The organism is Sphingomonas sp. J344 (assembly GCF_024700005.1).
Classification (GTDB): Bacteria; Pseudomonadota; Alphaproteobacteria; order Sphingomonadales; family Sphingomonadaceae; genus Sphingomonas.
The window spans coordinates 1,919,028-1,945,086 of sequence record NZ_JAJONB010000001.1 but is presented as its reverse complement, the minus strand read 5'-3'; the positions used below and the strand labels follow the sequence as shown (position 1 = coordinate 1,945,086).

Here is a 26,059-nt window from a genome sequence, read left to right as displayed (position 1 = left end):
CGCCCTCAGACGTTCAGCAGCCGGCGCGCAATGATGTTGCGCTGAATCTCGGAACTGCCGCCGTAGATGGTGAGCTTGCGCCGGTCGAAATGCTGTTGCGCCATATAGGCGCTTTCGATCGGCACCACGCCCTCTGACACGGTCAGGGGATGGGTCAGGCTGACGATCTCGCCGACCTCCATCAGCAATTCGGTCAGCGCCTGCTGGACCTCGCCGCCGCGGATCTTGAGCACCGAGACTTCCGGCCCCGGTGCCTTGCCCGACAATTCATCGGCCAGCACGCGATACGCTGTGTAGCGTAGCGCCAGCAGATCGGTCTCGACCTCCGCGACGCGCTGGGCGAGAACCGGATCATCGCCCAGCGGCGCTCCGCCCGGCCCGATACGGCCAAGCGCGCCGCGCAACTGCCGCGACAACGCCATGCTCGGGCCAATGCCGGCGCCGACCAGCCGCTCGTGCCCCAGCAGGAATTTGGTGATGGTCCAGGCATCGCCTTCCTGGCCCAGCAAATTGGCGACCGGCACGCGAACATCGGTGATCTGCACCTCGTTGACCGCGTGCATGCCACCCAGTGTCAGGATCGGGCTGATCGTCACGCCCGGCTGTTCCATGTCGATCAGCAGGAACGAGATCCCTGCCTGCTTGGGTCCGTCCGCGGAGGTGCGGACCAGGCAGAAGATCTTGTTCGCCATGTGCGCCCAGCTGGTCCACAGCTTGGTACCGTTGACGATATAGTCGTCGCCGTCGCGCACCGCTCGCATCTGAAGCGCAGCGAGATCCGACCCGGCCTGCGGCTCCGAAAAGCCCTGACACCACCAGTCCTCGCCTGACAGGATCCGGGGCAGCAATTCCCGCTTCTGCGCCTCGGTGCCGAATTCGACGATCACCGGCCCCAGCAGGTCGAGCGAGGGGATATTCGCGCGCGGCGCGCCCGCCAGCGCCGATTCCTCGTCCCAGATGAAGCGTTCAAGCGGCCCCCAGCCGGTGCCGCCCCATTGCGTGGGCCAGCTCGGCGCCAGCCAGCCCTGTTTCTCCAGGATCCGCTGCCAGCGCTGATGATCGTCTTTAGTCAGCTTCCTGCCATAGAGCGTCGCCTCCGCCAGTTCGGGAGGCAGCTGGTCGCGCAGGAAGCTCCGCATCGCCTGGCGCAGCGCCTCGGCTTCAGGCGGAATCGTCAAATCCATCGTTCAGGCTCCCCGGAACATCGGCGCGCGCTTCTCCTTGAACGCCGTGCGGCCCTCGACATAGTCCTGGCTCAACGCCAGGACCGGCTGCGCGTCGCTTTCGGCATGAAGCACGTCTTCCAGCGAATTCGGTCCGCGCGCCATGACCCGCTTCATCGCGGCAATCGCAAGCGGAGCGACACCGGCAAAGCCCGCAGCAACTTCCAGGGCTGCATCCAGTGCGCTTCCTGCAGACACCACCCGGTTCGCCAGACCCAAGGCACCAGCCTCAGCTGCTTCGACGACCCGCCCCGTCAGCATCATCTCGCGCGCGCGCCCCGGCCCGACGCGCTGCGGCAGCGACCAGAGCATCCCTGCGTCCGCCATCAACCCGATCTTGCCAAAGGATGCACAGAAACGTGCGCTTTCGCCCGCCACCAGCACGTCGCAGGCCGTGGCGAGCGACATGCCCGCGCCATAGGCATACCCCTCGACCGCCGCGATCGTCGGCTTGGGCCCGCCGCTCAGCAACCGCACAATGTCCTGCAGGATTGCGATGTTGCGCTTGGTCCGCTGCGCATCCGGCGCGGCCGCGCCGTTGGTCGGCTGCAACTGGCCGCCCGAACAGAAATTGCCTCCGGCCCCCGTCAGCACCACCGCCCGAATGTCAGGATTGTTGCCCGCTTCGCGCAGATGACCAAGCAACGCTTCGCGCATTTCGAGCGAGATCGCGTTGCGCAATTGCGGCACGTTCAGCGTCAAGACGACGACGCCATCTTGTTCGCGCTGCAGAATGAATTCCGACATGAAGCCCCTGTGATCAAATACCGCTCGACAGACGCGATGATCCCGCTGTCCGGCGCTGAATTGGCATTGTTGATGTATCCAGTTGGTCGGCGGGCGTATACCGGTGCAGGCCTCATTGCAGGGGTTAGCATGGATGTGTTGGTTTCGGCGTAACGGTTGGAAGCGCCGCAGCTTCAGGTCAAAGGCAGCCCGATCATGGCCACTTTACTCAAACCTTCTTCGCCGGCAGCCGACAACCTGACCGCACTGTTTGCGCCCGGCTCCGTCGCCGTCATCGGCGCATCAAGCGACCAGCGCCGCTTCGGCGGGCGTCCGATTCAGTATCTGCTCGAAGCGGGCTTCGAAGGGCCGGTCTATCCGGTCAACCCGGGCCGTCCGGAGATTCAGGGGCTGACCGCTTATCCGTCGATTCTGGATGTGCCCGGACCCGTCGATTGCGCGATCCTCGCCATCTCCGCCGACGCGACCCAGCAGACGATCGAGGATTGCATCGCACGGGGTGTGAAGAGCGCCGTGCTGTATGGCGCCGGCTTCTCCGAAACGGGCGAGGAGGGTCGCGCGCGGCAGGACCGTATCGTGGCGACAGCGCGCGAGGCGGGCATGCGGCTGCTCGGCCCGAACTGCATGGGCCTGATGAACACCCATGCCCGCTTTTACGGCACCTTCGCCTCGGCGCTGGAGGAGGGGGTTCCCGCCCCCGGCCGGATCGCCGTCGCCAGCCAGAGCGGCGGCTATGGCGGCTATCTGATGAAGCATCTGTTCCGGCGCGGCCTCGGCATCAGCCAATGGGTAACGACCGGCAACGAAGCCGATGTCGATATCGGCGATGCATTGTGGTGGATGGCGGGCCAGGACGAAAGCGACGTGCTGCTGGCCTATATCGAAGGGCTGCGCGACGCGGACAAGCTGATCGCAGCGCTCGACCGCGCGCGCCGCGCCAACAAGCCGGTCGTGATGATGAAGGTCGGCCGCACGGCCGAGGGAAGCGCTGCGGCCGCAAGCCACACGGCATCGCTGACCGGCGAGGACAGCATCTATGACGCGGTCTTCGACCAATATGGCGTCCATCGCGCGCGCACGACCGACGAACTGCTCGACATCGCCTATGCGCTGTCCAAGGGGGTGCTACCCAAGGGGCCGCGCGTCGGCGTGATCAGCATCTCCGGCGGAGTCGGGGTGCAGATCGCCGATTTCGTCAGCGACGCGAACCTGAAGATGGGCACGGTTCCTTCGGAAACCCAGACCGCGCTGAAAGCGCTGGTGCCGCATTGCTCGCCTGCCAATCCGATCGACATGACCGGGCTGGTCACCACCAACCATGACATCATGGAAAAGACGCTGGATGCGGTGTTCGCTTCCAAGGCATTCGACGCGACGCTGATCTTTCTCGGCATTGCCGGTGCCGCGCCTTCGATGGCTCGTCCGTTGCAACAGGCGATTGCCAATGCCCATGCCCGCGCGCCCGATCAGCTCGTCTTCGTCTCGGTCACGACAGACGCTGAAATGGTTCGCGAATATGACGCGAAGGGACTGCTCGCGTTCGAGGACCCCTCGCGCGCCATCGCTGCGCTCTCGGCCTTGTCGAAGTTCCGCGATACCTTCGCGCAGCCTGCGCCCGAGCCCTTGGCGCTGCCCGCCGCGACACCGCTCGGCGTTCACGGCAAGCTGAACGAGGCGCAGGCGAAGGCGCTGCTGGAACGGGCCGGGGTGCCGTCGCCCAAGGAAGCGCTGGCGAGCGATGCGCAGGAGGCGATGCAGCTTGCCGCGAGCATCGGCTTCCCCGTCGTCGTGAAGGTGGTTTCCGCCGACATCCTGCACAAGACCGAAGTGGGGGGCGTCGCGCTGGGCCTTTCTTCGGCAGAAGCGGTCCATGATGCGGTCACGCGGATGGCGGACAACATCCCGCGGCAGCTGCCGGATGCAAGGATCGACGGCTATCTGATCTCCGAAATGGTGAGCGGCGGGGTCGAGACGATCGTCGGCATCCACCGGGATGAAGCGTTCGGCCCGGTCGTGACCTTCGGCCTTGGCGGGACACTGGTCGAACTGATCAAGGACACGGTTTGCGCCCTCGCCCCGGTCAGCGAGGCGCAGGCGCTGAAGATGATCGGGAGCCTGAAGACCGCGCCGCTCCTGACCGGATGGCGCGGATCACCGCGCCACGACATCGAGGCACTGGCAAAGGCCATTTCGGGCCTGTCGATCCTCGCCGTGCAGCATCGCGACACGCTTGCGACGATCGAAGTGAACCCGCTTGTGGCCCGGCCCGGTCAAGGCGGGGTCGTCGCGCTCGACGCGGTCATCGAGACAAAGGCAGAATGATGGATTTCCAGCTTAGCGACGACCAGAAAGAACTACAGGAAACCGCAAGGAAATTTGCGCGATCCGAGCTGATGGAACTTTCGCGTGACATGGAGGAGAAGGCGATGCCGCTCCCCGACGCAATGCGCAAACGCTACGCCGAAATGGGCTTTCTGGGGATCAACCTGCCCGAACAATATGGCGGCCTGGGCCTCGGGCATCTCGAGGCACTGCTGGTGCTCGAACAGTTTGCAATGATTTCGCCGGCCGTCGCATGGCCCATCTTCGAGAGCGCCACGGGTCCCGTCCGCACCGTCGAGCATTTCGCGAGCGACAAGCTCAAGGCGCGTATCCTGCCCGAGGTCATCAAGGGCGAGAAGATCGTCGCGGTCTCGATGTCAGAACCCGCAGCAGGCACCGCGCTCACCGATCTCAAGACCGCTGCCCGCTATGACGGTGACGAGATCGTCCTCACCGGCCAGAAGCGCTGGTGCTCGGGCGGCGGCCATTCGGACTATTACATCGTCTATTGCCGCTTCGATGATGAGCCGGGCGCCAAGGGCATCGGCGCGGTGCTGGTCGAGAAGGAGCGCGAAGGGATCAGCTTCGGACGCCCGGAAAGTCTGATGGGCTTTCGCGGCATCCCCTCGGCCGACATCTATCTCGACGAAGTACGCGTGTCGAAGGACAATCTGATCGTGCCCAAGGGCGGCTTCGGCAAGCTGATGACCGCGTTCAGCCTCGAACGCTGCGGCAACGCCACCATGGGCCTCGGCATCGCCGCCGCTGCGCTGGAGGAGGCGACCGAATATTCGCAGGAACGCCATCAGTTCGGCAAGCCGATCGTCGATTTCCAGGCGATCCAGCTGAAGCTCGCCGAGATGGCGATGAAGGTCGAAGCGTCACGCCTGCTGATCTATCGCGCCGCGGTGAACGCCAGCCAGGGTCTGCCCTCGATCCTCGACAGCTCGCTCGCCAAATGCTTCTCGAACGAAATGGTCGTCGAGGTCGCGTCCAAGGGGCTGCAGATCATGGGCGGCTATGGCTACTCCAAGGAGTATCGCATGGAGCAGCGCGTGCGCGACAGCTACGCCTGGGGCATCGCGGGCGGCACAACCGACGTCCAGAAAACCAATATCGCATCGGCGTTGGTCGGCCGCCGCTTCAATCAGCGCGCCTGACCCTTCTTCCCGGCCACCCAGAGAGAATGAGGAGCGGCATGGAACTGAATCTCGAAGGCAAGCGGGCGCTGGTCACCGGAAGTTCCTCGGGAATCGGCGTCGCCATCGCCGAAATGCTCGCGGCAGAAGGGGTATCGGTTGTCGTCAACGGCCGCGATTCCGCGCGCGTCGATGCGGTCGCCAAGCGTCTCGCCGATCAGGGCTATCGGGCGGCGACCGCGTGCGGCGATCTGTCCACCACGGAGGGATGCGCCGCCGTGGCTGAAGCCGCCAACGCTGCGTTCGGAGGCATCGACATCCTCGTCAACAATGCCGGTGGCAGCGCCGTGTCGGACAGCCCCAACTGGTTCGCCTATGATACGGATCAATGGGTCGATACCTATCAGCGCAACACGCTGGCAGCGGTTCGGCTGATTCACGCCTTCGCGCCCGAGATGAAGGAGCGCGGCTGGGGCCGGATCATCAACATCAGTACCGCCGCCGCGATCACGCCGACTTCCGGGCAAGCCGATTATGGTCCTGCCAAGGCGGCGATGCTCAACATGTCGCTCGGCCTGTCCAAGGCGCTGAAACAGACCGGTGTCACCGTCAACAGCGTCTCCCCCGGCATGATCCGCACCGAAGGCCTGATCAAGGTCCTCAGAAAGATGGCGGAAAAGCGCGGCTGGGGCGACGACCTCGCCAAGGCAGAGGATTATATCGCCAAAGGCGGCGGGCAGACGGTCAATCGGATCGGCGAGGTGCGCGACATCGGTTATGCCGTCGTCATGCTCGCAAGCCCGCGGTCGGATTTCATCAACGGTATCAATTTCCATGTCGACGGGGGTCTTTCCCCGTCGCTGTCCTGAACGAGGCCCGCACCCAATGACCGGTTCGACCGCCTATCCCAATCTGTTCACGCCGCTGCGTCTGCGCGGCGTCGAACTGCCGAACCGGCTGGTGATGGCGCCGATGTCGACCGAGTTGGGCGGGCTGGAAGGCGAGGTCACGCCGGCGATGATCGCTTTCTACCGCGAGCGTGCACTGGGCGGCATGGGTCTGATCATCGTCGAATATACCTGTGTCGATCCCGATACCGGCCGCGCGCACGAATATCAGCTGACGCTGGACGACCGGAAGAATCTCGACGGCCATCGCCGTCTGGTCCGCACCATCCATGACGCGGGTGCGAAGATCTTCATGCAAATCCAGCATTGCGGCCAATATGCCAATCGCAAGGTGCTGCCCGGCGGTATGCCGGTGGGGCCAAGCGACATCTTCTCGAAGCGCGATCCCGAACAGATGACCTGCCGCGGACTGACGTCCGAAGAGATCGCAAAGCTCGTCATATCCTTTGGCAACACCGCCGCGCTGGCCGTCGAGGCCGGCTATGACGGCGTCGAGCTGCATGGCGCGCACGGCTATCTGCTGACGCAATTCATGTCGCCGCTGGGCAACAAACGGGACGACGAGTGGGGCGGCGATGCCGAACGGCGCCTTGCCTTCCCGCTGGCAGTGATCCGCTCGGTGCGTGAGAAACTGGGTGAGCTGCCGTTGGTCTATCGGCTCTCCGCCGATGAGTTCCGGCCCGGCGGACTGACGATCGATGACATGGAAGAAATCGCACCGAGGCTGGTCGAAGCGGGTGCGGATGCGCTGCATGTCTCGATGGGCTGGGGTGTCGGCCCAGCCTTCGAAAAAGTGGTAGAACCGATGTCGATGCCCGAGGGCTGGCGCATTCCCTATGCGGCGCGCATCCGGGCTGCGACGGGCGTCCCGGTGATCGCCGTCGGACAGATCCGCTGGCCCGAGACGGGAGAACAGGCGGTCGCGAGCGGCGATGCCGATCTGATCGCGCTGGGCAGGCCCATGCTGACCGATCCCGAATGGGCGAACAAGGCGAAGGCGGGCCGCCGCGACCTGATCCGTCCATGCACCTCCTGCAACTGGTGCATCAGCCCGCATCCGGGGCGCGTCCAGGTCGGCTGCGCTGAAAATCCGCGCACAGGCACCGAACTCGATCCGCCGATTCCGGTCGATATGGGCAAGGGCAAGCGCGCTGTCGTGATCGGCGCAGGTCCGGGCGGCGCGTCGGCGGCATTGCTGTTGCAGCAATCAGGGTTCGAGACACACATCTTCGAGACCCGCGCCTTCACCGGCGGCGGCATCATCGCGTCAGCCACCCCGCCGGGCAAGGACAAGCTGTTCTGGTATTCGGATTATCTGGGCAACCGACTGGCCGAAAGCGCCGTGATCCGTCATTTCGGCAAGCGTGCGGAACTGGAGGATATCCTCGCGCTGAACCCGGATGTCGCGATCCTTGCTGCGGGCACACGCCGCATCGACCTGCCCATCGAGGGCCTGGACGATCCGATCGTGATGGATGCCTATGACCTGTTGATGCGCGAGCGCGACCTCGGGCTGACCGAAGGACAGCATGCGATCGTCTATGGCGGCGGCGAGACCGGCTGCGAGACGGCGGAATTCTGCGCGCATCACGGCGTCCATGTGACGTTGGTCAGTCGCTCCCCCGCCGACAAGCTCGCCCGCTCGGCGGAGTGGGTCTATCGGATGGGCCTGCTGCGCCGCCTGCACGAAAATCCGCTCATCACGATTGTCGACAATAGTCATGTCCGCAGCGTCGGGAATCGCAAGGTGACGATCGAAACGGGCGGCGTCGCACGCGAGATCGAGGCGGATCGCCTGTTGCTCGCCCAAGGGCGCCGCTCCGCCGACGAACTGGCCGCGGCGCTGGGCGATGCCGGGATCGCCGTCAGCGTGGTCGGCGACAGCCGTCAGGTCGGGCGCATCGGTGATGCCGTGCACATGTCCTACCGCGCGGTTCAGGCACTGAGCGCGCAATATGCGAGAATGCCGAAACTGGCCTGCTGACCCGCGGATGGCGGGCAACGGCCGACAAGGACCCGCGATCATGGGCCGGCCTTCATGTCGCAGAGGATACCCGGAATGCGGCGCCCGCGATTTGCAGGAGGATGGTCAGCGAGTCCGAGGCAGCAAGCCGTTATAAGCCGCGGCCGGGCCAGGCGGCTGATCCCGCCCCACGCTCATGACTATCGTACCATCAATACGCCACCATCGACCGAGAACATCTGTCCGGTCATGAACCCCGCGCCGTCGCCGGCCAGGAATACCGCCACGGGCGCGAAATCGCGTTCGGCATCGCCGAACCTCCCGCCCAGCGGGATCGACGTCGCCAGCGAGGCGTCATGCGCGGCAAGCTGCTCGGGGGTCATCGCCGCGCGCGTCGCCAGATACATGTCGGTGCTGATCACCGGGCAGATCATATTGACCGTGATGTCATGCTTCGCCCAGGCGGTGGCGATCGATCGGCTCCATGCCATCACCGCCCCCTTCGACGCGGCATAGTCGGCCTTGATCGCCGACCCTGTCGCACCGGTAGAGGACGCGAAGTTGATAATCCGTCCGCCGCCATTGGCCTTGAGATAGGGCAGCGCGGCCTGGTTGGTCAGCATTGTCCCGCCGACATTGACGCGAAGCACGTCCATCAACTGCTCGTGGCGGATATCTTCCGCGGGCGTGGTCGGGCAGATCGCGGCCGCGTGGATCAGGCCATCAAGCCCGCCAAGCCAGTCCACGGCCTGCGCAAATGCCGGCAACACCTGATCTTGCTCGGCGACGTCTACCTTCAGGAAGTGCACCGATCCGGCCTCCCCGGTGAGGCGCTCGGCCAATGCCTCATAACCGCGGCTGCGATAGAAACCGATGACTTTCGCCCCTTCGCGAACGAACGCGGCGGTGCTCGCCGCGCCCATGCCCGTCGCCGCGCCGGTGACGATGAACCGTTTGCCTGCAAGCTTCATGGCGTCCTCTCCGGCCAGTAGGCGAAACAACTCCGCAGCGCGGCGATCAGCGCCAGCGGTTGGTCCGCCATGATATGATGTCCTGCATCCGGGATGCCGATGAAGGGCGTTCCTGCGGGGTAGATGCCGCGCATATAGGTGGCGATTTCGTCGCGGATCAGTTCGGACCGTTCGCCGACGATCAGCGCCAGCGGACATTTCGCCCTGCGCGGCAAGTCGGCGAGATTCTCCCCGCTGCGGCTTTCAAGATCGCGCCAGATTTCGGGATCGAAGCGCCATGTCCAGCCGCCCTCCGCTTCGTGCAGGCCGCGCCGCGCGATGTGATCCACCGCATAATGCTGGTCGCCGATGGTTGGCGGCATGAAGCGGAATCGGCCAAGCGCCTCCTGTTCGCTCGCATAGACCTTGTGCGGACGGGGCTTCGGGCGCGGCACCTCCGCCATCAGATCCTGAGGGATGATCGCGCTGTCGAGCGAGACAATGCCGCGGATGCGGGGCTCGCGCGCGCTGGCAATGAGCGCTGGGTACCCGCCCAGCGAATGCGCGACGACCATGGTGCCGGTGCCATTGTCGAGCGCAGCGGCGTCGATCGCAGCGATCGCCTCCCTGGCCCATGCGTCGAATGTGTAGTCAGGACGGCGCCCCGAACTGCCCATCCCGCTCCAGGAGATCGCCGCGCATCGCCATTCGTCGGCAAAGAAGGGCGCGGTATAGGACCACCAGTCCGCATGGGCGCTATCGCCATGGAGGAACAGCAGGCCGGGCTTGCCGACCTCACCCCATGTCAACAGCTCGACGGGAACGCCGTCGCATTCGAAGATCGATCGCGCGGGTAGCTGGTCTATTGCCCATCGATACCATGCAGGCGCAGGCGGCGGCGCACCGGCATAGGGGGCAAGCACTCCGGCTGGCTTCATCTGGTCCATGCCCTACCTCTTCCCGCCTGCGCGCAACGCCGCAATGTCCGGCGCATTTGATCAAGGATGTGCGGGAATAGACGGCTCGTTTGCGCTAACCCGGATCGCCAGAGAGGAGCATGCAATGGCGAAGGAAATGAAGATCGAGGGTCGCGCCGCGCTGATCATCAACGAATGCCAGCTTGGTGTCGTCGATGCGGCCTATGCCGGCTTCAAGGGGCTGGCCCACCAAGTCGCCGAGCGCGGGATTCTCGATCGTATCGCGACGCTGGCCGATGCATTCCGCGCGAGGACGCTGCCGGTATTTCATGCCCCCGTCGTCCATCGCGACGATCTCGCCGACATCAAGCCCAATTCGCTGATCAACGCGCTGACGCTGAAGGGCGGCAAGCTGAAGAAAGGGAGCGTCGAGGCGGAATTCGTGCCGCAGTTGAAACCGCATCCCCAGGACTTCGTGCTTGACCGGCCCGCCGGCCTGATCGCGTTCAACGGGACCAATCTGGATGCGACGCTGCGGCGCATGGACATCCAGACGGTGGTGCTGACCGGCGTCTCGACCAATATCGCCATGCCCGGCAACACCATGACCGCCGTCGATCTGGGCTATTATGTCGTGATCCCGGAAGATTGCACCGCAGGCGCCGACCCCGAGACGCATCGCGTGATCGTCACCGAACAGTTGCGCATGCTCGCGCGCATCACGACGGCGGAAGAGGTGATCGCGGCGCTCGACCGAGCCTCCTAGCCGCCGATCACCTTGTTCACCGCGGTTACCGTGAACTGAAGCTCGCCACCGGCAAAGGCCTGCGCATCGACGAACACCAGGCTCCGGGTCCGGCGCGAAGCTTTTGCCCGCACTTCCAGCAACTGACCAAGCTTGGGCGCGCGAAGGAATTGGATGGTGAGGGAGATCGTTACCACGGGCGGCCCAGCCGGATCCCAGGCAGCGCCGGCGGTTCCGACTTCCGCGAGGAAGGCGATCAGGCCGCCATGCGCCATGCCCCAGCTGTTGACATGATGGTCCTCGACATAGAGCGCGACCCACTTCTCCGGCTCGCCACCGGGCACTTCAACGGTCTTGTGGAAGATGCGCCCGACATGATTCGGGAATGCGCTTGGCGACTCGGCATAGCTATACCCGTCGGGAATCAAGTCGGTCATGCGTGAGTCTCCGTCAGCCAGACCTTGTCGGCCCATTTGATCACATCGGCGGCGAAGGCCTGCGGTGCCTCCATCGCGGCGAAATGCCCGCCCATGTCCGGTTCGGTCCAGTGGACGAGATTGAAGCACAGCTCGACCCGGCTCCTGGGCGGTGGCGGCATGAGCGCGTCGCGGGGGAAGGCAGCAAAGCCCGTCGGCACTTCGCAACGCTGCCCGGCAGCCACGTTGATCCCGCCCTCGCGGATCAGTCCGTGATAGAACCAAAGCGACGAGGCGAAACTGTCGGTCATCATGTAGAGCATGACGTTGGTGATCAGATGGTCGAGACCGAATAGGGTCTCGAGATCGCCCTGGGACAGATCGGCCCAGTCGTGAAACCGCTCGAGTATCCACGCTGCTTGCCCCAGCGGATTGCCTGCCCCGAGCCAGCCGAGCGAGAGGGGCTTCACCATCTGCAACGCCGAATAGCCGCCGAGCATCTGCTGCGCGCCGCCGGATTTCGCCATCCAGGCAGCCTCCGCCTCATTCTGCGGCGGTTCGGTGCTGCGCAGGCCCAGCATGTTGAGATGGATGCCGCGCACGCCTTCGGGATGGTTGAGGCCAATCTGCGACGTCACCGTCGCCCCCCAATCGCCTCCCTGCGCAAGATAGTGCGGATAGCCCAGAACATCGCGCATCAACCCGTCCCACAGCGCTGCCGTTCGCTTCGGCCCGATCGGCTGATCGGGTTTGCCGCTGAATGCATAGCCAGGAAGGCTTGGGATCACGAGATCGAACCCCGCCGCCGACAATGGCTCGATCACCGACCAGAATTCGTAATGCGAACCGGGCCAGCCATGGGTCAGCAACAAGGGCCGCGCATCCGCGACCGCGCTTTCGATATGGACAAAATGGATCGTCTGGCCGTCGATCTCCGCGATGAACTGCGGATAACGGTTGAGATCGCGCATCGCGGCACGCCAGTCATAGCCGTTCAGCCACCGGTCGCGGAACCGCTCCAGAAAATCCCGATCGCAACCCAGCGCCCAGCCGGAACCTTGCGGCGCCGGCGGGAGCGGACAGGCCGCCAGCCGAGCCTTCAGCGCCTCGACCTCGCGCTCGCTCCACTCAACTGCAAATGCCTTGACCATCGGTCCCTCCTTGGCCGCGGACCATCACCGCTCGGGCCGGACGAGGCAATCCCGCACCCAGCACCTATGCGATGCTTTGCACTTCAACGCTGGCCGCAACCGCCGCGGCCGGTCAGGGTGAGGGCATGGAATGCGAGACGAACAGGGTCCGGCTGCGAACAGGCGAGGTCGTCGATCGCCATGTCCACCTCGAGCGCGCCGGTAATGTGCGCGACATGGGCGGCTATGCGACACGCTTCGGCCGCACGGTCCGGTGGGGCCAGCTCTATCGTGCGGGCGAACTGGCGAAGATCACCGATGCCGATATTGCCACGCTGGAGGCGCTGGATCTTCGCCTGATCTATGATCTGCGAACGAGCATCGAGCGCGAACGCCGTCCGGCACGCAGCTGGGGATCGCAGATCCGTCGTCTCGCGCGCGATTATCGCCACAGCGGCGCAGATCTTCCCGCCCTCGCAGCCGCCGCGACCCCGACCGCCGCAGACATGCGCGATGGCATGCTGGCGCTTTACCGCGCCCTCCCCTTCGATCAGGCCGATGCGTTCAAGCCGATATTTCAGGCCGCGGCAGCAGGTGAGCTTCCCCTGCTGTTCAACTGTGCCGGAGGCAAGGACCGCACCGGCGCGCTGGCTGCGCTCATGCTGGATCTGCTGGGCGTCGCCCGCCCGGACATCATGGCGGACTATCTGCTGAGCAATGTCTATCTCGATGCGGCCCGCCGCCGCTTCCACAACCATATCGCGCGGCACGACGTCGATCCTGCGGTGTGGGAGCCGATGCTGATCGTCGATGCCGCCTATCTCGACGCGATGTTTGCCGCGATCGACGAGGCCCATGGCAATATCGCCGGCTATTTCGGGTGGCTTGGTCTTGGCGATGCCGAAATCAACGCGATCCGCACCCATTTGCTGGAGCCTGAATGATGGAAGAACCCGTCGTCCTCGTCGAACATCGCGGGCCGATCGCGATCGTCACGCTCAATCGGCCTGACGCGTTGAACGCGATGTCGCGCGCCCTGTCCTCGCAGCTTGCAGCTGCCTTTGCCGGCCTTTCCGACGCGACACGGGTCGCGATCCTGACCGGCAAGGGACGTGCCTTTTGCGCGGGAATGGACCTCAAGGAATTGTCGAGCGGCGAGTCGGGGCTGCAAGCGCCGGACGAGGACCAGGGTGCGGGCCATCGCCGTTTCGGCATGGCGGCATTCCATGGCCCGGTGATCGGCGCGATCAATGGCTTTGCGATTACGGGCGGGCTTGAGCTCGCTATGTGCTGCGACATCCGCATCGCGGCGCGCGGCGCCAAATTCGCGGATACCCATGCGCGCGTGGGCGTCATTCCGGGGGGGTAGAATGAGCGCATTGCTCTCCCGCCTTGTGGGCATCGGGCGCGCCAAGGAAATGTCGCTCGGCGGCAATGCCATCGATGCCGAAACGGCGGAGCGTTGGGGGCTGGTCAACCGCGTCGTCGAACCGGCGGAATTGATGCAAGCCGCGCTCAAGCTGGCCGACGATATCGCAGCGAACGACCCATCCGTCATCCGCCGCTACAACGCGCTGATCGACGAGAATTTCGGTCTCACCTATGCCGGCGCGATCGACAATGAGCATCACAGATCGCGCGATGCCAACCAGTCGTTCCGCAAGGAATCGCTCGACCGCGAGGCGATCGCCACAAAGGCCCGCAACGCCTAGAGCGAGCGGCCTCCATCGATATCGATGACTTGCCCGCTCACATAGGCCCCGGCCGGCGAACACAGGAACAGCGCCAGCCCGGCCATATCCCGCGCGGTGCCGAGGCGTCCGGCAGGTGTCCGCGAAATCCAGTCCTCCGCCGCCTGATCGCCGAGCGGCGCATTCATCCGGGACGGAAACCAGCCAGGCGCGATAGCGTTGACGGTGATCCGTTGCCTGCCGAGCTGACGTGCCATCACGCGTGTCATCTGTTCGACCGCGGCCTTGGACGGGCCGTAGGCAACCGACCCGCCATCCTCGCCGATCATCCGCGCGCCCACCGAGGTGATATTGATGACGCGCGAGAAGTCCTTGGTACTCGCTCCAGCCTCGAGCAGCGGCAACAGCGCCTGTGTCAGCAGGAACGGCGTGCGGACGTTGAGCGCAAACACCTTGTCGAATCCCTCCAGCGGAAATGCCGGGAAGGGCGCACCCCAGGTCGTGCCCGCATTGTTGACGAGGATGTCGATGGCGGCCTCGCGCGCGGCGATCTCGCCTGCGAGCCGGGCGATCGCATCGGGGCACGACAGATCGGCGACAATGAAATCGCAGCCGATCTCGCCCGCTACCGCCTCGAGCGCGGCCCGCTTGCGGCCGACGATACAGGTCCGCGCGCCATTGGCGGCGAGCGCGGACGCGATCATCCGTCCCACCCCGCTCGACCCGCCGGTCACGATCGCGGTCTTGCCCGCGACCGTGAACAGCGACCCGATCGAGAGATCCATCAGGCCGATACCGGCTTCAGGTTATATTTCTCGACCGGCAGGTTCTTCTCGATGTCCGCACGGCCATCGTCGAAGGTCAGGCCAAGCTCATCGAGGATCGGCTTGAGCTGCTTTTCCGCCCAGGCCTTTTTGAGGAACGTCGTCTCGCTCGGCAAGTTGCTGCCTTCGCGCGGCTTGTAGTCGCGCAGCACCTGCTTGGCGACGGCGCCGAGATGGAGTTCGGTCACACCGTCCGCCGCTCCCTCGTGCAGCGCTACCGCGAGATACTCGCCGAAATGCATGATGTTCGACAGGCCGTGCGAGCCATGCAGATGCACCGCGCGGATCGTCACGTCTTGGGCGATCTTCGCCATCGCGGCCTTGATCGCACTGATCATCTTGCGGCCCTCGCGGCCATGTTCCTGCTGCTGGTCGAACATCCAGGCGGTGTAGAGGACAAGCAGTCGGAACTGCATATATTCGATATAGCTTTGGGCGATCATCGCCTGCACGGCCTGCTTGTTGCCGATCGGTTCCCCGCCCGACATGCGGCTGACCGCGCGCTCGGCCATCATGTCGATCAAATGCTTGACCAGCCCGATCGTGCGCTGGGCGTGATGCAGGCGTCCCCCGCCCAGCCGCGATTGCGCGACCTTGAACCCTTCGCCCACCGGTCCCAGCCGGGCGCTGTCCGGCACGCGTACCCCGTTGAAGCGGATCCAGGGGTGGCCGCCCGAATTGGGACTGTCCGTCCAGAAGCCGATGTTGCGGACGATCTCGAAGCCCGGCGCATCGGTGGGTACGATGAACATCGTCGCACGGCTATGCGGCGGCGCCGTCGGATCGGTGGCGGCCATCACGATCATGAAGCTGGCATGGTTGGCATTGGATGCGAACCATTTGTCCCCGGTGATCACCCAGTCGTCGCCATCGCGGACCGCGACGCAGCGCAAATTGGTCGGGTCCGACCCGCCCTGGGGCTCGGTCATCGCAAAGGTCGAAAAAATGTCTCCGTCGAGCAGCGGCTGCAGATACTGCGCCTTCTGCTCCTCGGTGCCGAACATCGCGAGGATCTCGCTGTTGCCGGTGTCCGGCCCCTGGCACCCGAACACCACCGGGCCGAAGGCGGAGGTGCCGAACATCTCGTTCATATAGGTGAGCTTGACCGCGCCGCAGCCGCTTCCGCCCAGATGTTCGGGCAGATGGGCAGCCCACATGCCATTGTCCTTCACCTCCTGCTGGAGGCGCTTGATGACCTTGCGAAGCGGCTTGTTCTCGATGTCGTAGGCGGCATCCTTGTCGTAATCATAGATGAATTCGAGCGGCCGGACCTTGTTCTCGACAAAGTCCTTCATCCAGTCGAGCTTCTTCTGAAACTCGGCGTCGACGGTGAAATCCATGGCTAGTCTCCTGGAGATAAGGTGTCAGCCCCTGGCGCGGGCGATGCTTTCGGCTTCGGACAACAAGCCGCGGACAAGTCCGTCGAAACGCCGCCCCTTTTCGGGCGGCGCGAGGCCGATCGCTGCCTCGGCGACTTTGTATTCGATGATGCAGGCCATCCGGTATTTGGCGAGGATCTGGTAATAGTCGATGGCGGACACGTCGCGCCCGGTGCGCTCCGCGAAATAATCGACTGCATCCTCGAACCAGGGGAAACGGACGGGATCGAGATAGGGACTCGCCGGCTGCGGTCCGTTGCCACGGCGCAATTGTCCGCAATAAGCGGCAAGATCCATCATCGGATCGCCGATGGTCGAGGTTTCCCAGTCGATGATCGCCGCGAGCCGCGCAGGCGGGCGATTGGCGAACAGCACATTGTTCATCGCATAGTCGCCATGCATCAGTCCGGGCCGGCCGGTCGTCGGCACATTCGCGCTCAGCCAGTCGGCGACATAGTCGAGGCCCGGCAGCTGGCGGCTCTCGAAGCCCGGATAACGGTCGGGATAGCTCGCGAGCTGGCTGCGCCACCGCTCCACCTGGCGTTCCAGGAACTTGTCGGGTTTGCCATAGCCCTCCAGTCCGGCCGCGACATAGTCGAGGTTGGCCATCTCGACGATGCCGTCAATCATGGCATGCGCGAGATAATGCAGATCGGGTCCGGTAAAGGCGGCATTGAAACGCATCTGGTTATCGACCGGGCTGAGATCGGCGGCCCAACCATCAACCAGATCCATGATGTAGAATGGACCGCCTGCGATCGAGGCGTCCCCGCAATAGCCGTGGAAGCGGGGGTGCGGGACCCGCGATCCGCCCAGCGCCTTCAGCACGGTCGCTTCGCGCTGGATCGCCTTCGCGCTGGCGGGGGGCGCCTGCTCGGGCGCTTTGCGCAGCACGACGGCGATATCGCCGCGGCTCAGCCGGACAACGATGTTGCTGGTGCCGCCGGTCACGAAACTCGCTGTCAGCACGCCATCGCCCAGCGCGGGAACATTGGCCGTCAGCCACGCGTCGAGCGCTTCGAATTGCGCGGGCGTGAATAGATCGCTCATCCGATTCCTCTCCGTTCGCACCTCGCTAGACATCTGACTAGACAAGTGTCCAGCAAGTCTTGTGTTCCATCGCATCCATGATGCGATGTGCTTGCGGGTTGCGCCGGACGGTTCCGAAGCCTTGGGTCGAGATCGCAGCGACAGGAGAGGACAGTGCAGCTCCAAGGGAAGGTCGCGGTCGTGACCGCAGGCGCGAACGGAATCGGAGAGGGCGCAGCGCTCGCTTTGGCGGGCATGGGCGCCGACATCGTGCTCGGCGATATCGATGCCGATAACGGCGCGCGCGTCGCGGCAGCGGTCGAAGCGATCGGCGGCCGCGCAGCCTTCCGGCCTGCCGACATGATGCAGGCCGATCAGGCGCGCGCGCTGGTGGATTTCGCAGCGGCCGAGTTCGGGCGGATCGACATTCTGGTCAATAACGCAGGCGGCGTGCGCCCGCGCGCCTTTCTCGATCAGAATGAGGGCAATTGGCAGCGGGTCACCGATCTCAACTTCACCTCCATGCTGGCCGCGACTCAGTCAGCGGCGCGGGTGATGGCGAACGGGGGCGCGATCGTGAATGTCGCCAGCACCGAAGCGTTGCGGGCGGCGCCAGGGTTCAGCGTCTATGCTGCCTGCAAGGCGGCGATGGTCGAGTTCACCAAGACGATGGCGCTGGAGCTTGCCCCACGGGCGATTCGGGTGAACTGCATCGCGCCGGACCTGATCGACACGCCCGGCCTGCGCCCGCACATGCCGACCGAGCCAGCCAGGATCGCGGCGCGCGACCGTCATGTGCCGCTGGGTCGAATGGCGACGATCCATGAAGCAGGATCGGTCATCGCCTTCCTTGCTTCCCCGGCGGCGTCCTGGGTGACCGGGGCCACCATCCCGGTGGACGGTGGCATCACGGCGGCCGGCGGATGGCATCGCTCCGAGACCGGCAACTGGCAGCTTACGTCATGACCGAGTCCGAGCAGGCACAGGCGCGCGCCGAGATCCGGCATCTTCAAAGCGTTTACAACAGCGCTGGCGATCGCGGGAAAATCGACGAGGTGGTGGCGGTGTTTGCCGAGGATGGAGTGTTGGAGATTCCCAATGCGATCCATCGCGGACAACAGGCGATCACGCGATTCCTGTCCGGCGTCGCCGCGACCGGATCGGACGGGATCGATCTGCGCGGATCGCGCCATCATCTGACGACGAGCCGGATCGAGTTCACCGACGCGGGCAACGCACAGGGCTGGACCTATTTCTTCGTGATGCGCGCCGGCCAGGTGATCCAGGAAGGAAGCTATGTCGATCGCTTTGTCCGGGGGCCGACCGGCTGGCAGATCGCGCATCGCCGCGTCAAGCTGCTCTGGACACTGGGAGATTAAATATGGATCTCGGCTTGGGTGACGCCTGTGTCTGCGTTTCCGGCGGCAGCGCAGGCATGGGCCGGGCGGCGGCGGAAGCCTTCGCGCGCGAGGGCGCGAAAATTGCCGTGATCGGGCGCGACGCCGGCCGCCTCGGCGAAACCGCCAGCGCGCTGCGCAAGCTGGGCAGTCCCGACGTGCTGACCGCGGTTGCCGATATCGGCGACACCGCATCGGTCGCTGCCGCATTTGCGGCCATCGCGGCACGTTGGCCGCATCTCAACGCGCTGGTCAACGCCGCCGGACCGCAGACCTGCGGCCAGCCATGGAACGAAATCGATGACGCCCGGTGGATCGACTCGTTCAGCATCGGCGCGCTCGGCGCGATGCGGTGCGTTCGCGCCGCCCTGCCCTTGCTGCGCGCGGCGCCCTGGGCGCGGGTGGTCAACCTGTCCGCGATGTCGACCCAGCATCATTCGCGCGGGCTGGCGGACTATACCGCCGCCAAGGCCGCGCTGGTTTCGATCAGCAAGAACATGGCACTCGAGCTGGCTGGCGAGGGGATCCTGGTCAACATCGTCTCGCCCGGCCCGGTCATGTCGGCCAATCTGCGTGCCTATGTCAGTTCGGGGTCGGAGGGTCGTGTCGATCCCGACGACCTCGCCGCATCGGGCCAATGGCTCAAGTCGCGGTTCGGCAGCAGCACCGATCTCGGCCGCGTGGCACATCCCGAGGAGATCGCGCCCGCCATCCTGCTCGCCGCCTCGCGTATCTCCACCTTCATGACCGGCGCCAACACCAATGTCGATGGCGGCTCCCATTTCCAGTGAGGGCCAGATGAACGAACTGCAGATCGACAGGCACGACGGCGGCATCGTCATCGCCACGATCAACCGCCCGGCGCGCATGAATGCGATCGACCGCAACCTGATCGCGTCGTTCGAGGCGCTGTTCGACCGGCTGGACGCGGATCGCGAGGCCCGGGTCCTGATCCTGACCGGCGCCGGCCGCGCCTTTTGCGCCGGAGCTGACCTCAAGAGCGATTTCGTGGAAAGCGCAGGACCCGAAGAGTCGCTGGCTTCGCAGCTTCGCCTCGCCAGGCTGATGGAGCGCATCGCCAATCTGCGCCAGCCGGTGATCGCCGCAGTCAACGGCGCGGCGGCGGGCGGCGGCTTCGCCTTCACGCTTGCCGCCGATATTCGCATCGCCGGGCGCTCGGCCCATTTTTCCATCGCCAACGCACGGCTGGGTCTCTCGGCTGGCGAGTGCGGAATTTCCTGGCTGTTGCCGCGCCTGATCGGCCTGTCGCGCGCATTCGAGCTGATGCTGACCGGCCGCAAATTCGAGGCCGAGGAGGCCGAGCGGATCGGCTATGTCCTGCGGACCGTGGCGGACGATGCGCTGCTCGATACCGCGCTCGAAACGGCCCGCCTGATCGCCGCGAACGCGCCCTTTGGCGTTGCGATGACCAAGGACGTCGTCCGCCGCAACCTGGAGACCGCTTCGATGCAGGCCGCTATTGCGCTGGAAGCGCGGACCCAATTGCTGTGCGGCGGTTCGGGCGATTTTCGGGAGGCGATCAGCGCCTTTCTCGAGAAACGGCCGCCGGACTTCACGCGGAGCAGCTGATCGTCCTCAGGGGGCGAGCGCGGCGGGAAGCTCGCCCCGATCAGGCGTGTCGGCCTGCCAACGCACCGACCCGACCGGCCGCTCGAGGAGCCTGGTCATGCGAAGCTGACCATTCTCGCCATAGCGTTCCGCGATAACGCTCAGTAGCCCGAGCTCCTCGGCGGTCAGGCGGGTGCGATGGCGAAGATAGTCATGCCAGGTCGGGCAGTGGAATCGCTCGATCCAGCGGCGCGCGTCAGCAATATCGCGCGCAAGCGACCAGGCGCTGGCCCCGTTGCGGCGACGGATGCGACGGATTTCCAGCATGATGTCATAGAAGCCGCGCGCATCTTCTTCGGGCACGATATGCACGACCTGGATGGCGATCGGGCCGCTACGCCCGGTTAGCGCGAGGTCGATCTCGGGGTCGGCCGGATCGTATCGTGCGGCGGCAGGGTTAGGGATATCCTCAGGCGATTTCATCAAGCGCCCGGCAATCGAGAAGGCCATCAACGCGACACCCGATGCGATCATCGCCGCCGTCAGCGACGATTCCTCCACGACATAGCCCCACACCCAGCTGCCGAGCGCAAAACCTCCCGCCGCCGTCGCCTGAAAGCCTGCGAGCGCCCGTCCCGAGACCCAGCGCGGCGCGCCCGTCTGAACCGCGACATTCAGCGTGGTCAGCGCCTGCGTCCAGACCGCCCCCAGGAAGATCAGGATCGGCGCCGCTACCCAAAGCGACCCTGCAAAGGCCAGGGCAATGATCGCCGCCGCCGTCAGGGCAACGCCATTCTCGGTCGGGCTGTGTCCCAGCATGCTGCGCAGCCGCTGCAGGAACACGCCACCGATCACCGCACCGCCGCCATAGCAGGCAAGCAGCAGGCCAAAGACGAGCGGGCCGCCCTGAAGATGGAGCTTCGAGATCAATGGCAGCAATCCCGCGACCGACGACGCCCCTGCGCAATAGAGGAAACTGCGCACGATCACCGCGCGCATCGCCCCTGAATGTCCAATATACTGGATCCCCGAGACGATCGCTCCGCCCACGCGCTCCGGCGGCAGGCGCGGCGTGTCCGGCACGCGCTTCCAGCGCCAGAAGGCGGCGATCATCGGCACATAGAGCAGCACCGATGCCGCGAATGCCGCTGCCGCGCCGATGGCGGCGACGATCGCGCCGCCCAGCGCCGGCCCGAAGCTGCGCGCGATGTTGAAGCTGATCGCGTTGAGGGCGACCGCGCGCGGCAGATCCTCGGCCGGCACCTGTTCGGAGACTGCCGACTGCCAGGAGGGCGTGAAAATGGTGTTGAAGATGCCGACCAGAAAACACAGCGCCAGCAACAGCCAGGGCGTGAGCAGGCCCGATAGGGCCACGCCAAGGAGCAGCAGGTTGGACAAGGCGGCGCCCCCCATCGCAAGGATGGCCACCCTGCGCCGGTCATAGCTGTCGGCGATCGCGCCCGCCGGCATTGCCAGGAACAGAAAGGGCAGCATCAGCGCGGACTGGACCAGCGCCACCATCTGCGCGCTGTCCGTCAGCAGCGTCATCGCCCAGGCTGCACCGACGCCGGTGATCAGCAGCGCCAGGTTCGACATCAGGCTGGCGAGCCATATCTCGCGAAAATTGCGATGGACGAGCGGCTGGAAGGTGCCGCTGTCCTTCCTGGTGCCATCAGCTTCTTCGTTCACCGCTTCGCCGCCATGCTGCGTCCGCATCCGCGGCAAGCTGCGCCCAACGACGCATCATCCAAGAACGGCCTCGCCGTCACCCAGCAGATCCAGTGTGTGCATGAATCGATGCCCCGCCATCGTCTGTGCGCAGGTCCAGCCCAGTTCGACGATCTCCGCGACCGAAAACGCCTCGGCCAATTCGACATAGGTCGCCGGCGTGATCGCATCGGGTTCGGTACACAGACGCACCAGGAACTGGAGCGCGAGACGTTCACGTCGCGAATAGCTGCCGGCGTCGGGATCGATCAGGCACGCGACGTCGCTTTCGGCGACGTCCGTCTCCTTGCGCGATTGCGAGCAGGGTCCGCATCCGTTGAGCTGGGCGCTGCGGATGCGAAGCAGCTCGCGTAGCCGGTCATCCAGCAGCGACCGGCGGAACATCGCCTTGTACCCCTCGTCCATCGCGCGCAACGCGGCGGGCGCACGCGCCATGACCTGAAGCGGTAGCGTCTGGCTGTACATGCCCGTCGCCTGACCGGCGGCGATCCGCGCGCGGCTCTCGGCATCGATCTCTTCCATCGGCAACGGGGCGATCACCGGCATCGTGTCACTCCGTCCATGCAAAGTTGGTGGTACGCAGCTGGCTGTGAAGGCCGGTATCCTGCACGACATAGCTCAGCATCATCTTGTCTCCCCGGTTATGGTGCGAATGCACCGCGCCGGGCGGGGTGACGAACAGCGTATCGGGCGCCCAGTCGATGCGCTCGCCATCGACCATCGAATAGACGCCCTCGCCCTGGATGCTCAGCGTCAGCGCAACCGAGCTGTGACGATGCGGCCGCTGGTCGCCGCCGGGCTCCAGCGTGTTGAGCGCCGAGAGCAGGGTCGGCGTCGTGACACGGCGGCTCGCCATCATCGCGGTGAGGAACACGACGGACTTGCCCGCCGCGCGCTGTTCGCTGTTGCGGCCATGGACGTTGTGGAGATGCTGTTCGGCGATCTCGCCGGGAAACAGCGTCGGCTCGATCGCGGCGTCGCCCGGCGCGGCCCGCAGATAGGCGAGCTCGGGCTCGTTGGTCACCTGCAGCAGGATCGCATCCTGCGCTGCCAGATGCTCGACCGGCTCACCGCCGGGCAGGCAGAATGCATCGCCGCGCTTCCACGCAAATTGTTCGGCCCGGCACACCGTCTCTCCCGCGCCGCGCATGACGTAGAAGACCTCGCCGGTCGAGCAGTGCTGGTGCTGCAGCGTCTCGCCCGCGCGGATCACGACATAACGGGCGAGCATGGTCGGCGTGGTCGCGGGCCAGGGGCTGCCCAGCTGCCCGGACAGGTCGCAAGGGATCGAACCCGTCGCCGCATCGGCCGCGAACGCGCGATCGCGCTCCGCGCGGAACGCCGCGGCCGGCACCTTGGGCACGGGGCGGTCGAAGGCGATTTCGGGCGCATAGAATTCAGCGCGCGCAGCGGCCCTGTCAGGCCGTGCCATAGACGATATATTCGCCATGTTCCTCCTCCTTCGCCGGCAGCAGCGTCACCCCGCCGGAGATCAGTTGTTCGAGTGCATCCAACCCGGCCTGAGCCAGCGGCCGCCAATAGGCGCGTTCGTCCGCCGGCATCGCATCGATCGCCAGGTCGACATCCTTCACCAATACCCCTCGCACATGATGCGCGCGCTTTGGCACATGCAGCCGCGCGATCAGATCGATGGCAAAGCTGCGCCCGGTTCCCACCATCAGCGCCTGGCGCAGCGCCGCGGGCTCGACTCCCACCTTCCGGCCGAGCGCGAGCGCGTGGAATGCCTGGCCGATATTGACCACGGCCATCAGGTTGTTGACCAGCTTCGCATTCATCGCGGCGCCGACATCCCCCATGCGGATGATCGTTCCTGCGTAGCTCTCGAGCACCGGCATGGTTCGCGCGATCGCGCCGGCATCGCCCCCCGTCATCACCAGCAATTTGCGCGCGAGCGCGGCATGCCCTGATCCCGACACCGGCATATCGAGCAAGGTGGCGCCCCGGGCGGAAACCATTCGCGCCAGCTCGACGCAGGTTTTCGGGTTGATGGTCGAATGGATCGCGACCAGGCTTCGCTTGCGCAGAGCCGCGATCATGCCGCGATCGATCAGCAGTTCACGCACATCGGCATCACCGGTCACGCACAGGCAGACCAGTTCGCAGGCTGACGCCAGCGCCGCAGGATCTGCCGCAACCCCTGCCCCGCGCGCCACGAACCGCTCGATCGCGGACGCACGCCGTGCCCAAAGAGTGACCGGAAAGCCCGCATCCACGATCATGCGCGCCATCGGGCCGCCCTGATCGCCCAGACCGATGAATCCGACCCGCATCGCCTACTCCCGCACCAGCAGCATGCAGCCCGCCAGGGGGCCACCCGCCGTGCAGTTCACGCTCACCCTGACATCGCCGGGCACTTGCCGCGCACCGCCGCGCTCCCACAACTGGGTACAGGCCTCGTGCAACTGACCATAAGCATGCAGGCGCCCGGCCGAGAGCTGACCTCCCCCGGTGTTGATCGGCATCTCACCCTCGATCGCGATCCGCTTGCCGCCTTCGACGAACGCGGCGGCGTCGGCGTGGTCGCAAATCCCCATCGACCCGAGCCAGGCCAGCGTATGGTAGGTGAAGCCGTCATAGAGCTGCGCCATGTCCAGATCGGCAGGCGTGAGATCGGTGCGCGACCACATCATCTTCGCTACCGACCGCGTCGCCTGCGTCGCGGGCGTCTCGATCTGCGACCAGCTGTAGCGGCGATGGAGTGCCGACCCGACCGCCTCGATGCGCAGCACCGGGTTGCGCAGATCGCGCGCAATCTCGCGGCGCGATACGATCAGCGCCACCGCGCCATCGCACGGCACGTCGCAATCATAGAGGTGCAGTGGTGTGCATATGAGCGGGGATGCCAGATAGTCGTCGATCGTGATCGGGTCGCGATACACCGCCTTGGGATTGCGCGCCGCGTTGCGCCGGTTGTTGACCGCGATCCAGCCGACCTGGTCGGGCCGCGCGCCATAATCGTGGATGAACCGCTGAAAATAGAGCGATTGCTGTACCGCCGCCGAGAGCGCCCAATAGGGCGCCCATTCGGCGAGCTGGCCATGGGCGCGCTCACGCCCCTTGAACAAGGCGTTGGCAAAGGTCCCGCCCTTGCGCGCCGAGGCTTCATAGACGGTGCGGAATACGAGGACATGGTTGCAAAGCCCCGCCGCGATGGCGCCGATGGCGTTGAATACCGCGCCCAGCTGTCCCGGCGTTTCGCCGCCGCCCGAATACCAATTGGGTTCGATCCGAAGCGCATCCATCAATGCGGGCACGCCGACCGGCGAAAAGCCCGAAGCATTATTGTCGCCACCGGGATAGCTCGACACGCCATCGATGTCGGCGCGCGTCAGCCCCGCATCCTCGATCGCTTCCATGCAGGCGTCGATCGTCAGGCCCAGCGGTGTCTTGCTGGCGCCGCGCGATACTTCGGACATGCCGATTCCGGTGATCGCGCATTCCTTTTCGCCGTAACCGCTCATGCCGCAGGCCCGAACAGCGGCACATGGAGATCTTCGACCGTCTCGAACCGCACCGAGACCGCCATCCCGATCTCGACATCGTCCGGGTCGCAGCCGACGATATTCGCCGGCAACCGCAGACCCGCCTGCTCGTCGAGTTCGACCAGCGCCAGCACATAGGGCACTGGCAAGTCCGGTACCCAGGCCTTGTAGTTGACGGTGAAGCTATAGACCCGCCCGCGTCCCGACACGGCTTGCGGCGCGACTGCGCGGCTTTCGCAAGCCGGGCAGAAGCGCGTCGGTGGATGCACATGATAGCCGCAATCGGCGCAACGCGCGATCATCAGCAGCCCATCGCGACCGCCGGTCCAGAAAGGCCGGTTATCGCCATCGACCGCGGGCAGTGGCCGAACAGGGCCGTTCATCGCTTTCTCTCTCCCGCGCGCTTCTCGGACTTCTCGCCTCGGCCGCAGCTAGGACCAAAAGCGGTTCCCCCGCCACCGGCGGCCGCGATTCATCGC

28 protein-coding genes are annotated in these 26,059 nt (G+C 65.3%); 13 read left to right on the top strand and 15 right to left on the bottom strand.

What is annotated here, in order from left to right:
• Positions 1-5: 5 nt before the first annotated feature.
• On the bottom strand, positions 6-1,184 hold the full coding sequence (locus LRS12_RS09890) for an acyl-CoA dehydrogenase family protein (protein WP_257844446.1): 1,179 nt from the start codon (positions 1,182-1,184) through the stop codon (positions 6-8).
• A gap of 3 nt (positions 1,185-1,187) precedes the next feature.
• Positions 1,188-1,970, bottom strand: a complete 783-nt coding sequence (locus LRS12_RS09885) for an enoyl-CoA hydratase/isomerase family protein (protein ID WP_257844445.1) — start codon at positions 1,968-1,970, stop codon at positions 1,188-1,190.
• A gap of 9 nt (positions 1,971-1,979) precedes the next feature.
• Between LRS12_RS09885 and LRS12_RS09880 the strand changes: the two genes are divergently transcribed.
• The 5 genes from LRS12_RS09880 to LRS12_RS09860 are packed head-to-tail and all read left to right on the top strand — an operon-like array spanning position 1,980 to position 8,323.
• Positions 1,980-2,123 (top strand): hypothetical protein, encoded by a 144-nt coding sequence (locus LRS12_RS09880; RefSeq protein ID WP_257844444.1) that lies wholly within the window; start codon positions 1,980-1,982, stop codon positions 2,121-2,123.
• Between the two features lie 42 nt (positions 2,124-2,165).
• A complete protein-coding gene (locus tag LRS12_RS09875) occupies positions 2,166-4,292 on the top strand; it encodes an acetate--CoA ligase family protein (RefSeq protein WP_257844443.1) in 2,127 nt (708 codons plus the stop codon).
• The gene (locus tag LRS12_RS09870) at positions 4,289-5,452 is read left to right on the top strand and encodes an acyl-CoA dehydrogenase family protein (protein ID WP_308222999.1); all 1,164 of its coding nucleotides are present in this window, start codon (positions 4,289-4,291) and stop codon (positions 5,450-5,452) included. The genes LRS12_RS09875 and LRS12_RS09870 overlap by 4 nt, the downstream gene beginning before the upstream one ends.
• 38 nt (positions 5,453-5,490) lie before the next feature.
• A complete protein-coding gene (locus tag LRS12_RS09865) occupies positions 5,491-6,300 on the top strand; it encodes an SDR family NAD(P)-dependent oxidoreductase (RefSeq protein ID WP_075150279.1) in 810 nt (269 codons plus the stop codon).
• A 16-nt stretch (positions 6,301-6,316) separates the two neighbouring features.
• Entirely contained in the window at positions 6,317-8,323 is a 2,007-nt protein-coding gene (locus LRS12_RS09860; protein ID WP_066580741.1) for an FAD-dependent oxidoreductase, read from the top strand.
• Positions 8,324-8,502: 179 nt separating this feature from the next.
• Here LRS12_RS09860 and LRS12_RS09855 read toward each other — a convergent pair whose 3' ends face one another.
• Both LRS12_RS09855 and LRS12_RS09850 read right to left on the bottom strand, forming a co-directional pair.
• Positions 8,503-9,273 (bottom strand): SDR family NAD(P)-dependent oxidoreductase, encoded by a 771-nt coding sequence (locus LRS12_RS09855; RefSeq protein ID WP_257844441.1) that lies wholly within the window; start codon positions 9,271-9,273, stop codon positions 8,503-8,505.
• On the bottom strand, positions 9,270-10,199 hold the full coding sequence (locus tag LRS12_RS09850) for an alpha/beta fold hydrolase (RefSeq protein WP_257844440.1): 930 nt from the start codon (positions 10,197-10,199) through the stop codon (positions 9,270-9,272). Before LRS12_RS09850 ends, LRS12_RS09855 begins: the two co-directional genes overlap by 4 nt.
• A gap of 115 nt (positions 10,200-10,314) precedes the next feature.
• On the opposite strand from LRS12_RS09850, the gene LRS12_RS09845 reads away from it, so the two are divergent.
• The gene (locus tag LRS12_RS09845) at positions 10,315-10,935 is read left to right on the top strand and encodes a cysteine hydrolase family protein (protein ID WP_257844439.1); all 621 of its coding nucleotides are present in this window, start codon (positions 10,315-10,317) and stop codon (positions 10,933-10,935) included.
• On the opposite strand, the gene LRS12_RS09840 is transcribed toward LRS12_RS09845, so the two are convergent.
• Together LRS12_RS09840 and LRS12_RS09835 are read right to left on the bottom strand one after the other, a co-directional pair.
• The gene (locus LRS12_RS09840) at positions 10,932-11,351 is read right to left on the bottom strand and encodes a PaaI family thioesterase (RefSeq protein WP_066580735.1); all 420 of its coding nucleotides are present in this window, start codon (positions 11,349-11,351) and stop codon (positions 10,932-10,934) included. The two genes, LRS12_RS09845 and LRS12_RS09840, sit on opposite strands and share 4 nt — an antisense overlap.
• A complete protein-coding gene (locus LRS12_RS09835; protein ID WP_257844438.1) occupies positions 11,348-12,481 on the bottom strand; it encodes an epoxide hydrolase family protein in 1,134 nt (377 codons plus the stop codon). The genes LRS12_RS09840 and LRS12_RS09835 overlap by 4 nt, the downstream gene beginning before the upstream one ends.
• A gap of 125 nt (positions 12,482-12,606) precedes the next feature.
• Between LRS12_RS09835 and LRS12_RS09830 the strand changes: the two genes are divergently transcribed.
• The 3 genes from LRS12_RS09830 to LRS12_RS09820 are packed head-to-tail and all read left to right on the top strand — an operon-like array spanning position 12,607 to position 14,172.
• On the top strand, positions 12,607-13,404 hold the full coding sequence (locus tag LRS12_RS09830; RefSeq protein WP_257844437.1) for a tyrosine-protein phosphatase: 798 nt from the start codon (positions 12,607-12,609) through the stop codon (positions 13,402-13,404).
• Positions 13,401-13,829: an enoyl-CoA hydratase-related protein gene (locus LRS12_RS09825; RefSeq protein WP_257844436.1), complete on the top strand. Its 429-nt coding sequence runs from the start codon at positions 13,401-13,403 to the stop codon at positions 13,827-13,829. The genes LRS12_RS09830 and LRS12_RS09825 overlap by 4 nt, the downstream gene beginning before the upstream one ends.
• A 1-nt stretch (position 13,830) precedes the next feature.
• Complete coding sequence (locus LRS12_RS09820) at positions 13,831-14,172, top strand: enoyl-CoA hydratase-related protein (RefSeq protein ID WP_257844435.1); 342 nt, start codon at positions 13,831-13,833, stop codon at positions 14,170-14,172.
• Here the strand turns inward: LRS12_RS09820 and LRS12_RS09815 are convergent.
• From LRS12_RS09815 to LRS12_RS09805, 3 genes are read right to left on the bottom strand one after another with little or no spacing between them, the layout of a single operon-like run.
• Positions 14,169-14,936, bottom strand: a complete 768-nt coding sequence (locus LRS12_RS09815; RefSeq protein WP_257844434.1) for an SDR family oxidoreductase — start codon at positions 14,934-14,936, stop codon at positions 14,169-14,171. The two genes, LRS12_RS09820 and LRS12_RS09815, sit on opposite strands and share 4 nt — an antisense overlap.
• Positions 14,936-16,315, bottom strand: coding sequence for an acyl-CoA dehydrogenase family protein (locus LRS12_RS09810; RefSeq protein WP_257844433.1), 1,380 nt, complete (start codon positions 16,313-16,315; stop codon positions 14,936-14,938). Before LRS12_RS09810 ends, LRS12_RS09815 begins: the two co-directional genes overlap by 1 nt.
• 24 nt (positions 16,316-16,339) lie before the next feature.
• Positions 16,340-17,404: a phosphotransferase family protein gene (locus tag LRS12_RS09805; RefSeq protein ID WP_257844432.1), complete on the bottom strand. Its 1,065-nt coding sequence runs from the start codon at positions 17,402-17,404 to the stop codon at positions 16,340-16,342.
• Between the two features lie 153 nt (positions 17,405-17,557).
• Here LRS12_RS09805 and LRS12_RS09800 point away from each other — a divergent pair, with 153 nt between their 5' ends.
• The 4 genes from LRS12_RS09800 to LRS12_RS09785 are packed head-to-tail and all read left to right on the top strand — an operon-like array spanning position 17,558 to position 20,370.
• On the top strand, positions 17,558-18,349 hold the full coding sequence (locus LRS12_RS09800) for an SDR family NAD(P)-dependent oxidoreductase (RefSeq protein WP_257844431.1): 792 nt from the start codon (positions 17,558-17,560) through the stop codon (positions 18,347-18,349).
• Positions 18,346-18,762 (top strand): nuclear transport factor 2 family protein, encoded by a 417-nt coding sequence (locus LRS12_RS09795; protein WP_257844430.1) that lies wholly within the window; start codon positions 18,346-18,348, stop codon positions 18,760-18,762. Before LRS12_RS09800 ends, LRS12_RS09795 begins: the two co-directional genes overlap by 4 nt.
• Positions 18,763-18,764: 2 nt before the next feature.
• Entirely contained in the window at positions 18,765-19,571 is an 807-nt protein-coding gene (locus LRS12_RS09790) for an SDR family NAD(P)-dependent oxidoreductase (RefSeq protein WP_257844429.1), read from the top strand.
• 7 nt (positions 19,572-19,578) lie between these two features.
• Positions 19,579-20,370, top strand: a complete 792-nt coding sequence (locus LRS12_RS09785) for an enoyl-CoA hydratase/isomerase family protein (protein WP_257844428.1) — start codon at positions 19,579-19,581, stop codon at positions 20,368-20,370.
• Positions 20,371-20,376: 6 nt separating this feature from the next.
• Here LRS12_RS09785 and LRS12_RS09780 read toward each other — a convergent pair whose 3' ends face one another.
• From LRS12_RS09780 to LRS12_RS09755, 6 genes are read right to left on the bottom strand one after another with little or no spacing between them, the layout of a single operon-like run.
• Positions 20,377-22,038 carry an MFS transporter gene (locus LRS12_RS09780; protein WP_257844427.1) on the bottom strand — a complete coding sequence of 554 codons (1,662 nt, stop codon included), beginning with the start codon at positions 22,036-22,038 and terminating at the stop codon, positions 20,377-20,379.
• A gap of 54 nt (positions 22,039-22,092) precedes the next feature.
• Positions 22,093-22,623, bottom strand: coding sequence for a carboxymuconolactone decarboxylase family protein (locus LRS12_RS09775; protein ID WP_075150287.1), 531 nt, complete (start codon positions 22,621-22,623; stop codon positions 22,093-22,095).
• A 4-nt stretch (positions 22,624-22,627) separates the two neighbouring features.
• Positions 22,628-23,509, bottom strand: coding sequence for a cupin domain-containing protein (locus LRS12_RS09770; RefSeq protein ID WP_257844426.1), 882 nt, complete (start codon positions 23,507-23,509; stop codon positions 22,628-22,630).
• Positions 23,496-24,368, bottom strand: a complete 873-nt coding sequence (locus LRS12_RS09765) for an NAD(P)-dependent oxidoreductase (protein WP_257844425.1) — start codon at positions 24,366-24,368, stop codon at positions 23,496-23,498. Before LRS12_RS09765 ends, LRS12_RS09770 begins: the two co-directional genes overlap by 14 nt.
• Before the next feature lie 3 nt (positions 24,369-24,371).
• Positions 24,372-25,559, bottom strand: a complete 1,188-nt coding sequence (locus tag LRS12_RS09760; RefSeq protein ID WP_257844424.1) for a thiolase family protein — start codon at positions 25,557-25,559, stop codon at positions 24,372-24,374.
• Complete coding sequence (locus tag LRS12_RS09755) at positions 25,556-25,963, bottom strand: Zn-ribbon domain-containing OB-fold protein (protein ID WP_257844423.1); 408 nt, start codon at positions 25,961-25,963, stop codon at positions 25,556-25,558. The genes LRS12_RS09760 and LRS12_RS09755 overlap by 4 nt, the downstream gene beginning before the upstream one ends.
• Positions 25,964-26,059 lie beyond the last annotated feature (96 nt).